Annotated in this window: 8 protein-coding genes, 1 tRNA gene and 1 pseudogene; 7 read left to right on the plus strand and 3 right to left on the minus strand. The window is 55.5% G+C overall.

The window, feature by feature from the left end:
* Position 1 precedes the first annotated feature (1 nt).
* The 5 genes and pseudogenes from ACN0WW_RS14735 to ACN0WW_RS14755 all read left to right on the plus strand — a co-directional run bounded on the left by ACN0WW_RS14735 (position 2) and on the right by ACN0WW_RS14755 (position 6392).
* Positions 2-712 (plus strand): TetR/AcrR family transcriptional regulator, encoded by a 711-nt coding sequence (locus tag ACN0WW_RS14735; RefSeq protein WP_417613631.1) that lies wholly within the window; start codon positions 2-4, stop codon positions 710-712.
* Between the two features lie 300 nt (positions 713-1012).
* On the plus strand, positions 1013-2557 hold the full coding sequence (locus ACN0WW_RS14740; RefSeq protein WP_417613632.1) for a carboxylesterase/lipase family protein: 1545 nt from the start codon (positions 1013-1015) through the stop codon (positions 2555-2557).
* A gap of 115 nt (positions 2558-2672) precedes the next feature.
* Complete coding sequence (locus ACN0WW_RS14745; protein WP_417613633.1) at positions 2673-4019, plus strand: spinster family MFS transporter; 1347 nt, start codon at positions 2673-2675, stop codon at positions 4017-4019.
* A 7-nt stretch (positions 4020-4026) separates the two neighbouring features.
* Positions 4027-5604 (plus strand): FG-GAP repeat domain-containing protein, encoded by a 1578-nt coding sequence (locus tag ACN0WW_RS14750; RefSeq protein ID WP_417613634.1) that lies wholly within the window; start codon positions 4027-4029, stop codon positions 5602-5604.
* Positions 5605-5695: 91 nt separating this feature from the next.
* Positions 5696-6392: pseudogene (locus ACN0WW_RS14755) on the plus strand (IS6 family transposase).
* A gap of 37 nt (positions 6393-6429) precedes the next feature.
* Here the strand turns inward: ACN0WW_RS14755 and ACN0WW_RS14760 are convergent.
* A complete protein-coding gene (locus ACN0WW_RS14760; RefSeq protein WP_417613635.1) occupies positions 6430-8067 on the minus strand; it encodes an FAD-binding oxidoreductase in 1638 nt (545 codons plus the stop codon).
* A gap of 105 nt (positions 8068-8172) precedes the next feature.
* On the opposite strand from ACN0WW_RS14760, the gene ACN0WW_RS14765 reads away from it, so the two are divergent.
* A complete protein-coding gene (locus ACN0WW_RS14765) occupies positions 8173-9000 on the plus strand; it encodes a GntR family transcriptional regulator (RefSeq protein WP_417613636.1) in 828 nt (275 codons plus the stop codon).
* A 170-nt stretch (positions 9001-9170) separates the two neighbouring features.
* Here the strand turns inward: ACN0WW_RS14765 and ACN0WW_RS14770 are convergent, their stop codons facing one another.
* Both ACN0WW_RS14770 and ACN0WW_RS14775 read right to left on the minus strand, forming a co-directional pair.
* Positions 9171-9878 (minus strand): IS6 family transposase, encoded by a 708-nt coding sequence (locus ACN0WW_RS14770; protein ID WP_417613637.1) that lies wholly within the window; start codon positions 9876-9878, stop codon positions 9171-9173.
* Positions 9879-9992: 114 nt separating this feature from the next.
* A tRNA-Thr gene (locus ACN0WW_RS14775) sits at positions 9993-10068 on the minus strand.
* A 228-nt stretch (positions 10069-10296) separates the two neighbouring features.
* Here ACN0WW_RS14775 and ACN0WW_RS14780 point away from each other — a divergent pair.
* Entirely contained in the window at positions 10297-11649 is a 1353-nt protein-coding gene (locus ACN0WW_RS14780) for a hypothetical protein (RefSeq protein ID WP_417613638.1), read from the plus strand.
* Positions 11650-11778 lie beyond the last annotated feature (129 nt).

Consider the following 11778-nt stretch of genomic DNA (forward strand, 5'->3'; position numbering starts at 1 on the left):
ATTGGCTACGACCACACCAGCAAACGGCAAACGCCAGTCGAAGGCTGATCAGCGCGCAGAAATGATCGAGAAGATTCTTGATGCTGCTGAACTGCTGTTTTCGCGGCATGGCTTTTATGGTGTCACACTGAAGGATGTCTCGAAGGAGGTCGGTGTCCACCACACGCTGCTCAATTACTATTTCGACGACAAACAGAAATTGTTCGACGAGGTGTTCGCGCGTCGTGCGATTGTAGCCAATGATGTCCGGATGCAGGCGCTGGATGAATATGAAGCAAATCTGGAGGATGAGCCGACCGTAAAAGGTGCTTTGCTCGCTTTTCTTGATACCAACCTCGATCTGTACGGTAATGGTGGAGACCATTGGCGCAACGCGGGGACGCTCGCTGCACTGGTTGCCGTCACGCCCGAATGGGGGGCGGAAATGTTTGATAACTGGTTCGACCCTGTGGTTCTCCGGCTCATCGATTTGCTGAAGCGGGCGCTTCCGGATTGCCCCGAGGAAGACATTTTCTGGGGATATCATTTCGTATCGGGGGCATTGATGCTGACCCTGGCGCGGACTGGGCGTATCGACCGTCTTTCGGACGGCTTGTGCCATTCCGATGATTTTGACGCGGTGAAAGAGCGGCTGGCCAGTTTCATGGCATCCGGTTTTTGCACGATTTGCGACCAGCGCGCGCAGGAAAGAGCAGAGAAACTGGCAAAATAGTCTTGCGCCGGTCCGCGCGGACGGATGCGGGACGAATATGTTGATTATTTCATTCACTATCTCGATAGTGACTGTGCAAGGGGGTTCTCAAAAACGCCCTGCGAACTAGGAGTGGAAGATGATCGCTGGAAGCGAATTGGCCGGGCTGGCGGGACGTGTCCCTTGTTTCAATAGTGCGAGCATCGTGGCGTGATAACCGTCGATTGCCGTCCCCTGATCGGCTGTTATATTCTTCTGGCTTGCCTGTTGTTGTGCGGCTGCGCTTCGGTGAACAAGGCGGAGAGCCGAGGTTTGGCGCCCGTGACCGAAATTGCCGACGGTGCGCTCCGCGGGCAAAGCGACGGGCAAATTGCCACGTACAAGGGCATTCCCTATGCGGCACCTCCCGTCGGGCCGCTGCGCTGGAGCGCGCCTGCAGCCGTTGCTTCGTGGAACGGCACGCGCGACGCCACTGCTTTCGGCGCTGCCTGCATCCAGCCTCAGGTTCCAGCCGCGAGCATATATAACGATCCGCCGGCGCGCACATCGGAAGACTGTCTCAATTTGAATGTCTGGGCACCCGTATCCGTCGAAAACGCTCCGGTGATCGTCTGGATCCATGGTGGTTCGCTGCGCATTGGTGGCAGCGGACTGGGCATGTATGACGGCACAAAATTCGCGCAACGCGGCGTCGTCTTCATCTCGCTGAATTATCGGCTCGGCGTTCTCGGATGGATGGCCCATGCTGAGCTGTCCGGACAATCGCCAGAAGGAGTCTCAGGCAATTACGGTCTGCTCGATCAGATCGCTGCCCTGCGCTGGGTCCGGAAAAATGTCGCGAGTTTTGGCGGCGATCCGGCCAATATTACCATCATGGGTGAGTCCGCTGGCGCTCTTAGCGTCACCTATCTGATGGCTTCGCCAGCGGCGCGCGGATTATTCGACAAGGCCATCATCCAGAGCCCGAACAGCCGCTCCTTCCCGGAACTGTCGCAATCCCGCTTTGGTCTCCCTTCTGCCGAAGCGAAGGGGGCGAAATTGGTTGAGGCGCTGAACGTCGGGAATATTCAAGAGGCCAGAACTTTGGACGCCCAAAAAATTACTGATGTCGCCACTGCTCGCGGTTTCGTACCGCAGGGAACGATAGATGGCACGATTCTGCCACAGCAAATTGTCGATGTCTTTGATCAGGGCGAGCAGGCCAAGGTGCCTGTCCTGGTTGGCTTCAACAGTGGTGAAGTACGATCGCAGCGGATATTTCTGCCGCCCATCCCCGCGACGGAGGCCGCTTATGCTGACGCGATTGAGAGCGGATATGGAAAGCTTGCGGCCGATTTCCTGCGCCACTATCCGGCAACCGACATGGAAGGGTCGATGCTGTCTGCGCTGAGAGACGGCATATATGGCTGGGCAGCAGAGCGTATCGCGAAGCGACAGACGGATGCAGGCATCCCGTCTTATCTGTACGTCTTCGATCATTGCTATCCCGCTGCCGCCACTCGCGATCTTTGTGCTTTTCATGCCAGCGAGCTTCCCTTTGTATTTGGCAATCTGGATGATGCCATCCTGCCCGAGCATTGGCCCGTTCCGGACGGTGAAAGCGATGCAGCGATTGCCTCTGCGATGCTCGATTATTGGACCAGTTTTGCACGTGACGGGATGCCGCGCAGCGATGGTAATCCCAAATGGCTGCGTTACGCCGACGACAAGGCGTTCATGCGCTTTGCAAATTCCGCAGAGCTGGCTCGCGACCCGTATGGCGGCGCATTTGAACTCAACGAAGCGTTCGTTTCGCAGCGCCGGGCTGCGGGGCGATCCTGGGGACTGCAGGTCGGCGTTGCGGCCGGTGGCCAGTCAACCAATTGAACATGAATAATATGGTCGCCGCCGAGGCGAAAATAGATGGGAGACAGAATATGGTCGTGATTATCGTGCAGTATGAGAATGGCAGAACAGCGGGCTCGAATTTGGCGCAGTTTTCATGAACCGGGCGGCTACCCCCGGGACAGACCGCCAAGCAGATCGCGCTGATCAGTCCTCGCCTTACGCAACCGCCTCCTACCGCTATTATGTCTTGGCAGTTCTCACGCTGGTCTACGCTCTCAATTTTGTCGACCGGCAGTTGCTCGTCATCCTGCAGGAGCAGATAAAACTCGAGCTGCAATTGTCCGACACGCAGCTGGGCCTGCTGTCAGGCTTTGCCTTTGCCCTTTTCTATGTGTCATGCGGCATTCCTATTGCGCGCTGGGCCGATCGGGGAAAAAGAAACAGCATCATTGCGATCGCTTTGACCGTCTGGAGCCTGATGACCGCTGTCACGGGCTTTGCGCAGAATTACGCGCAGCTTCTGCTTGCGCGGATCGGGGTGGGCGTGGGTGAGGCGGGCGGTAGTCCACCGGCCCATTCCATGATCTCGGACATTTTCGAGAAGAAGGATCGGGCTACCGCTCTGTCGATTTACTCCATCGGAATATATATCGGGATCTTGCTCGGCTTTGCATTGGGCGGCTGGATAGCCGAGGCTTTCGGCTGGCGGACCGCCTTTTTCGTTGTCGGTTTGCCCGGTGTTCTGGTTGCGCTTCTGCTGCGTCTGACGGTACGCGAGCCTGCGCGCGGCTGGTCGGAAAAGCGCGAACTCGACACGACCCCTGCGCCCCCGCTCATGGAAGTTCTCAAGTTTCTCTGGTCGCGCAAGACCTTTCGCAATATCGCCATTGCAGGCAGCCTGCAGGCAATGATCATTTATGGCGTCGGCAATTGGCTGCCGTCCTATTTCCTGCGCAATTTTGATATCGGCCTTGGTGCGCTCGGCACATGGATGGCTTTGACGGCCGGCATTGGCGGCGGCGCCGGTTCCTTCTTCGGTGGATGGATGGCGGACCGGCTGGCGCGCAAAGATACGCGCTGGTATGTATGGGGTCCCGCCGTTCTCCTGTTCGCGATTACCCCGGTGTTGCTGGTCATGATGACGACCAAAACGCTGATCGTCGCATTGCTGCTCACGGGGCTTTTCCACTTTCTGTCTGCATCCTATCTCGGTCCGGTGCTGGCCGTGTCACACGGGCTCGTCGGCTTGCGGATGCGTGCGCTGACCTCGGCAATCTTCTTCTTTTGCATCAATCTGATCGGGCTTGGCCTTGGACCTGTCATCGTTGGCTTCCTCAGTGACTGGTTTACTGCAAGGGGCATGGCCGATGCGCTGGCTTTCGGGATGCTGATCACGGGATGTACCGCGTCATTGTGGGGGACCGCCCATTATCTGATAGCGGCGCGGTCGACGCGTGCCGAACTTGATGCCAGCCCCGCCAACGTGCCTCTTGCGACCTGAGGCTAAGATGACTGTTGTTCGTTCTTTCCTGATAGGGGCGGCGCTCTTGGGGCCGCTCGCTCTGGCCGGTTGCCAAACGGTCAACGGGGAGCGCTCTGCCGTTGTCCAGACTGTAGCGGATACGCCGACCCGGGCGCGAGCGCAGGACGGTTCGTATATCTCCTGGCGCGAGCATCTGATTGATGGCGAGGGCATAAACGGAGGCGTTGCGATCCGCGGTGGCGACGGATTGGCGATGGCGGATATCGACCGTGACGGGTTTCCCGACATTGTCTCGGTGCATGAGGATTCGAACCATTTGCGGATTGCCTTCGGCACCGCCGATCCTGACCGTTGGGAGTTGGTAACCGTCGCAGAGGGTCCTTCGGTTGCTGCGATCGAAGATGTGGCCATTGGCGATCTGAACGGGGACGGATGGCCCGACCTCGTCGCTGCATGCGAGGAGGCGCACCTGCTTTTTCTGGCCAACCCGGGTGCCCGAGCGCGATCGGCCGAATGGCAGACAATGATTCCTGAAATCACTCAAGGACGCGGATCGTGGCTCCGGGTCTTTATCGAGGATATCACCGGCGACGGCCGCCCCGATATAGTGGCTGCCAACAAAGGCGCCAGCGACATCATAGACCCGTCGGCTCCGCGTGAGGACCGGACAACCTCGCTGTTTACGCTTACCGGCGATCCGCTGAGACAGGACGCCTGGCACGAGCAGGTGCTCTTTGCGAGAGACGTTCCCAATACAGCCATGCCCGTCGATATCGATGCCGATGGCGATTTCGATGTGCTGGCAGCGGCGCGGAGGCTGGAGGAAATGTATATTCTCGAAAATACCGGCGTCACGCCCGCCGGTATGGTGCAAATCTTTCCACGGCCGATCAAAATCGTACAGGGAAATGATCCCTCCCATTGCGATATCCGGTCCTCTGCATTTCAGTCCGCCTTTGCCGATCTCGATGGCGACGGGCGGCTCGATCTCATAGTCGGTGCGATGGAGCGCTGTGGGGACAAAAGAGCCCCGCATGGCCTGCCAGCACTGGGATGGCTCCGCCAGCCGGAGGATTTGAAACAGCCCTGGGTCTATTACCGTATCGGCGACATTCTCCCCGACATGGTCATCGGTATCACGCTTGCGGATTTCGATGGCGACGGTGATCTCGACGCCGTTATTGGCGGCTATTCCGGCCTCAACATTCTGGATGGCGGGTACAGCGGCGATGCGCGCGATTTCGACAGTCCGGCAGTCACCCCTTCGTCCACGGTAGGGCGCATCGCATGGTTCGAAAATTCCGGCGACCCCAGACGCGGCTGGCAACGCCATGACGTTTCTCGCCGCGCGCGGGGAATGTATGACGCTTTTATCGCGCAGGATATGGATGAAGACGGCGATATCGATCTGATTGCGACCCGCGGAAATAGTGGTGAATTTGATGGTGTTTTCTGGCTCGAACAAATCCGCAGCGCCGAGCCGCGCGCGGCATTTGTTCCCGCGCGCTCGTCCGAAAGCCAGCCGTTGCCCCTGCCACCCAAAAACTGGATCGAGAATTACCGGCACGAACAGACGTTGATAGCACCGAACAAAGCCCATTGATTTTTCCGATGAGCCTTGTCACGTTAACTTAGCTGGTGAAAATCTGGAGGCTGGGATAGCCTGTACTGATGCACTGGAATAGCCTGTACTGATGCAGAAGATATCGTTCGATCGTCACCGGTTTCCACCTGAACTGATTATCCATGCAGTGTGTCTTTATGCTAGATTTACCCTTAGCTATCGAGATGTCGAAGATCTCCTTGCTGAGCGGGGGCTGGACGTTTCTTATGAAACCGTACGGCGCTGGTTTCTGAAATTCGGCGCTCAGGTTTCAACGAACCTGCGAACTAATCGCCCGGCCCCAAGTGATCATTGGTATCTCGATGAGATGGTGCTTGTCATCTGCGGAAAACGTCATTGGCTATGGCGAGCGGTGGACAATGAAGGCACGGTTTTAGACTTTCTGGTTCAGTCCCGCAGGAATACCAAAGCCGCCAGAAAGCTGATGCGCAGCCTGCTTAAGAAGCAGGAAATAGTTCCTACACTTATCGTGACTGACAAGCTGCGATCTTATCACGCTGCATTTCGTGAAATGCGAATTACCGCTCAGCATGTCGACAACAAGCGTGCGAACAATCGGGGAGAAAATTCCCATCAGCCAGCGCGAAGACGAGAACGAAAGATGCAGCGTTTTAAATCCCCGGCTCCGCCCAACGCTTCCTCACCGTCCACGCCACTACCTACAATCACTTCAACCACCAACGTCATCTTGTTAACCGAAACCTGTTCAAAAAAAACTCAGAGCAGATGCTTTCGCCGACTGGAAAGTTGCGACAACCGCAGTATGAATCTTTGGACTCAATACAACATCGCGACCTCATCAACTTAACGTGACAATGCCCCCAGCGATCCAGGATTCATCGCATGTTTGGGATCGACCACAGACTTCATGCCTTTGATGATGCGTGCCAGACCCGGATTGTTCATCATCTCCTCGAACTGATAATATTTGCCGATTTGCAGATGTAGCCCCCCGAGGGAATCGAACAGGTCGCGCAACTCGTCGCGAAGTTGCAAGGCGACTTTGCGGCGTTGCTCATTGGCGGGAATAGATTTCCATTTTTCGGCGAATTCGGGTTCGATCAGAGACAGGCGGAAATCGCCCAGTTCGTCATGCCAATAAAAGCTCGGCTCAATTACGAACTCAGGGCCGGAAAAGCACGTCAGATAGCTGGTCTTGATCCCCCATTCATCCATAAGTGGCTTGCGCTCGGCCAGGAACGCCTCCGTTTTCTGGGCCGCTTCGATCGCGCGTGACAGCGGGAAATAGCCATGAACGGGTATCCAAATCTCGCCCTCTGAACCCAACAGGATCGTCCGCACGCCGCCAAATGGGGCATTGCGAAAGACGGTCGGGATTGAATTGACCATTTCGGTCCCGCCCTCCTCGACGCATATTTCGGCGGCAATATCGGTATGTTCGGCGGCAACCACTTCGGTGTGGGCATCGATCGTCATGTGCAGCGAATAGGGCACGTTTTTGAGGATTTTCTTGCCGCCCATCGCCACTTTTGCCGCACGCCCGAGATTCTTTAGACCGCCCTTGCGCGCGATCTTGCCGACGATCGACAGGCCCTCCTCGAACGTGATCCCCTGCTTTTCAAAGCCACCATTATAATAGGGATCGAAACCATAACATTCCGATGCAATGCCCAATCTGGCAATCCTGACCTGCGTCGCCAGCATGGCGTCGAGAGTTTCGAACTTATAAGACAAATATCCAGTATGTGGCGGGGTCGTCACTAGCCGCAATGCTGCCAATGCCTTGACGCCCATCGCTCCTGTGTCAGCTGTAAACAGGCCGGTCACATCGGGACCGAAATGCCGCCAAAACGGCTTACTGTTCTTGTGGGCCCAAGAGCCTGTGGTCACGACGGAGCCGTCCGACAAAACCACTTTCAGGCCGATAACGCTCTCGGCCGCAGTGCCGCCCGTTCCCGAACCATGGAACAGGCTGTTTTGAGACAGAGCGCCGCCAACCGTCGCATAGGCACCTGATAGCGGTCCCCAATAAGGTGTGCGAACGCCGTGAGGCGCCAGCGCTTCATAAAGGTCTTTCCAGGTGCAGCCTGCTTCGACGATGACGTACATGTCGTCGGTATTAATTTCGACGATCTTGTTCATCCGGCGCATATCGACAAGCATTGATCCACTGCGTTGGGGGGTATAGCCGCTGGTATAACTCATGCCACCACCGCGGGGAACAATGGCCATCTCGCGCGAAGATGCTAGGCTTATTGCTGCTGAAAGCTCATCTAGCGATCCGGGTTGAACCACAACTTCGGCAATTTCGCGAGGCCTCCAGCTTAAATCGGTCGAATAGAATTCACGACTCTTACTGTCACTTAGAACACGATCTGGTCCAACGATCTGGGCCAAGCCGTCGAGCATCGCAGTTTTTTCTATATCCGCTACGGCGCTTTTCTCCGTTGAGACAGATTCTTCCGCTGTGATGGTCCTCATACCATTCTCCTTTTTATGAGTCGAACATTTTGTATGCAATATTGTCTTCACAAACAAGTATAATATTTCTTGGCAAAAGCCCGAAGCATGTCTACAGCCGCGGTCATGAGCGAGACTGAAAAAGTATCTCTTCGAAAATGGGACGCCCAAGCCGACATTTCGGCCGAAAACAAAGTCGCTTCGCCTTCCAGCTCCTCCGGCTGGAATGAAGCCGTCGAGGATGGCACCAACTTATCCGATGGCGCCGCCCCGGTGGCTCGGAGCCCAGACGCTTCTGCCGCTGCGGACGGCAACGCATCTTTGGTTAGCCATGTTGTGGATTCTATAGTCGATGGCGTCATGGCGGGGCGTTTCGCGCCGGGTCAACGCTTGATCGCCGCAGATCTCGCGGATGAATATGCCGTCAGCCGCGCACCAGTGCGGGAGGCTCTTCATATGCTCGCCGGTGAGGGCGTTGTGGAACTGGTCGCCAATCGCGGGGCACGCATCCGTCGATTAAGTGTCGACGAACGGATCGACTTCCTTGAATTTACCGAAGCTATTTGTGTTCTTGGCGTAAGACTTGCCAGCGGAAAACTGCCCAACCCTGAATATCAAGCACAGCTTGATATTGCGTTCTGCACCATAGAAGAAGCCTGGACTCGTCGCCACGCCCGGGATTTTGTTGATTCATTGTACCGCTATCATATGGAGCTTAACAAGATTTCAGGAAATGGTTTCGTAGAGTTTTTCTATCGTCGTCCTTATATCCGTTTCTATACGACATTGCTGGCGGATATTGCCCCTGGCAATCACTGGGAACAGTATATCTATAACTATCGACTATTGCACGAAACAATATTGTTGGGGGACGCCAACTCTGCAGAGGTTTGCTTTTCCAGTCATATCCGATGGGTATTACGCAACATGCGACATCAGCAAGAAATAGAGTAAACTGGCGCTGCCAGCTTCAATAAAATCCTTCGACCATTTGTAATAGAGGCATTGTCACGTTAAGTTGATGAAGTCGCGATGTTGTATTGAGTCCAAAGATTCATACGGTGCTGTCAGTCTAACCCCAACTCGTCCCCGATTGGCGCACCAAACGCCAGATCGAGATTACGTCAGGCCGCGAGATTTTGCCACTCGGCCAGTGCAGCGGAGCGTTGTGTCTTGTAAGTTTGGCGGTCGACGATATGGCGTTCGGAGTTAAAGTGATTGTAAAAAGAGGCGTGGACTGAGACGAATTTCTGTAGCGTTTTCATTTGTCGAAAACGCAGCATTGCGCGCTCTCGTCGTTGGAACGGCAAATGACTATTCTCGGCTCGATTGTTGAGCCAGCGGCCCATATTGCGACGGTCAACATTGCCAAGATCGCGCATCGCAGCGGGATAGGATCTCAACCCGTCGGTTACGATAGTTTCCGCTTTCCCGTGGCGCTTCAACGCTCGTTTCATGAACGCCAGAGCTGCGGATTTATCACGTTTCTTCGTAACATAGCTCTCGAGAATCTCACCTTCGTGATCAACAGCACGCCACAGATAGTGCCGCTTGCCGTTGATGTTCACGAACACCTCATCAAGGTGGCACCGCCATTGGCGAAAGCCGCGCATCCGGCTTACCCGCTGCCGGCGAATATCAGCCGCAAATATCGGGCCGAGCCTGTTCCACCACAGACGCATGGTTTCGTGACAGATATCGATGCCGCGCTCGAACAGCAGGTCCTCGACGTTCCGCAAACTCAGCGGAAAACGAACGTACAGCATAACAACAAGACAGATCACTTCAGGAGACGAATTGAAGTAGCGGAATGAGTTATCGGACTTGCTCATCCAGGCCGTTTAGCAGCGCCTCGACTGATCAGCCACTTTGCTTTGACAGCACCTAGGCATTAATTATGCCATATCGCGGCAGGTACAGAGACGCTCGGAAATGGGAAAAATGTGTGGTGCCGCTTAGAGGATTCGAACCTCTGACCCCCGCATTACGAATGCGATGCTCTACCAACTGAGCTAAAGCGGCATCGATGAAATGGATAAGCGATGATCGCACGCATTTTCATTGATCGCGGGCCATTACCAGCAGAGCTTCGCCATGACAAGGCCGCTCGATTGATATTCGGCACGATTTTCACATGGCGATCGAGTCCCGTTTGCAGATTGCCCCGAAAGCACCTGCCCGAAATTTACGAGATATTTACCATGAGCGGTGCAAGACCGGTTGGGATAGATGCAATCGCGATGGGGCAGCATGGAAAACCTGAAGAATTACGGCGAAACTGACGAGCAGGATGAAGATTCGGCCCCTGAATATGCTGCCTTTCCGGATGATGATGGTGCGGTTGAAGCTCCCCCCAGTATCGGCCAGGACGAGCGCCGGATGCATGTCCGCGCCTATAATTTCTGGGCAGGGATGTTGGGCGAACGGCTTTTTCCGAGCGTTGAAGAACTGTCGCCCGAATCGGACCCTGATTTTGGGCCGAACAGCGTATTGCTTGATTTTACCAACGGCATCGAAAACCCGACCATTCAGTTTCTCGGTCAGGCGTTGCGCGAAGAGTGCGAAATCGACGTTGCGATCACTGCGGTTGCCGACGTTCCCGCGCGGTCGCTGCTTTCGCGAATCACCGACCATTATCTGCAGATTATTGCCAATCAGGCGCCGATTGGTTTTGAAGCAGAATTCATCAATCAACGCGGTTCCACCATCATGTATCGCGGGATCCTGCTGCCTTTCTCGACCGATGATGAGACCATTGATTTCATCTATGGTGTGATCAACTGGAAAGAAGTCGCCGCCGATGCCACGCATCTTGAAATTGAAGGCGAGATGTCCGCAGCGATGCTTTCCGCACCGGCGCGGATCGTCGCTGGGCCGGTTTGGGCAGACGGACCACATGCGGGCAATCTGGATAATCAGGATCTTCCTCCGCACCTGGAACTCACTTCAGAGCAAGCTATTGACCCTCACAGGGAGGTGCCGGTCGTTGATGACTTGGATGAGGACGCCAGTCTGGTCGACTGGTTGTCTATCGCGCGGGACAGCGCCGACAATGCCGCCCATTGCGAACAGCGCAGTCGTGCGGCTCTTTATGCCGCAATCGGCAGGGCCTATGATTTCTATCTGATGACGGAGCGCTATCCAGACCAATATAAACTGTTGCTCGAAGAGTCCGGCCTGACGGTGCAGAAACGGGCCCCAATGACGCCGATCGTCAAGCTGGTATTCGGCCCCCGCTACGACAAGACACGGTTGACCGAATATGCGGCCGCGCTCAAATATGCTGCCCGCCAAGGCATGGAAAAGGGAAGTTTTGCCGAATTTATCGAGCAGCATGACGGCGGGCTGAAAGCGATTGTTCATGCGGAGCGCGATGCTAGACGACCTTCTGGCCTGATATCAAAGGTTCGTTCTGTCGGTGAGAATCTGCTGACGAAATTGCGGGCCGCACCGTCGCAGGAATTGCGCGATATTGATCCCGGCGACTCCGAGTTTGTAGTGCTGGTTGCCCGCAAGGAAGCGAGCGGGGAATTGAGCATCGTCGGCCCCGTTTGCGGCAATGAAAAGCTGACGACCCAGGCGCTCAAGCACACGCAGTTCTGACGCTTCAGCAGCAGAGCTGTTGTGCCAATGTCATCGATGGTTTCCCATGTAACCAATATGACACTGTCGGTAACTTTCGCCAACATCCATCTGAAAAGAAACGGCTAGCTCTTGAGCGGGTGCTCCAAT

Origin of the sequence: Parasphingorhabdus sp., assembly GCF_048269865.1 — a bacterium.
In the GTDB taxonomy this organism is placed as follows: domain Bacteria; phylum Pseudomonadota; class Alphaproteobacteria; order Sphingomonadales; family Sphingomonadaceae; genus Parasphingorhabdus.

Bases quoted from the DNA above. Each gene is read 5' to 3' on its own strand.
- ACN0WW_RS14745 (WP_417613633.1), top strand. From the start codon at position 2,673: ATGAACCGGGCGGCTACCCCCGGGACAGACCGCCAAGCAGATCGCGCT.
- ACN0WW_RS14750 (WP_417613634.1), top strand. From the start codon at position 4,027: ATGACTGTTGTTCGTTCTTTCCTGATAGGGGCGGCGCTCTTGGGGCCG.
- ACN0WW_RS14760 (WP_417613635.1), bottom strand. From the start codon at position 8,067: ATGAGGACCATCACAGCGGAAGAATCTGTCTCAACGGAGAAAAGCGCC.
- ACN0WW_RS14765 (WP_417613636.1), top strand. From the start codon at position 8,173: ATGAGCGAGACTGAAAAAGTATCTCTTCGAAAATGGGACGCCCAAGCC.
- ACN0WW_RS14770 (WP_417613637.1), bottom strand. From the start codon at position 9,878: ATGAGCAAGTCCGATAACTCATTCCGCTACTTCAATTCGTCTCCTGAA.
- ACN0WW_RS14780 (WP_417613638.1), top strand. From the start codon at position 10,297: ATGGAAAACCTGAAGAATTACGGCGAAACTGACGAGCAGGATGAAGAT.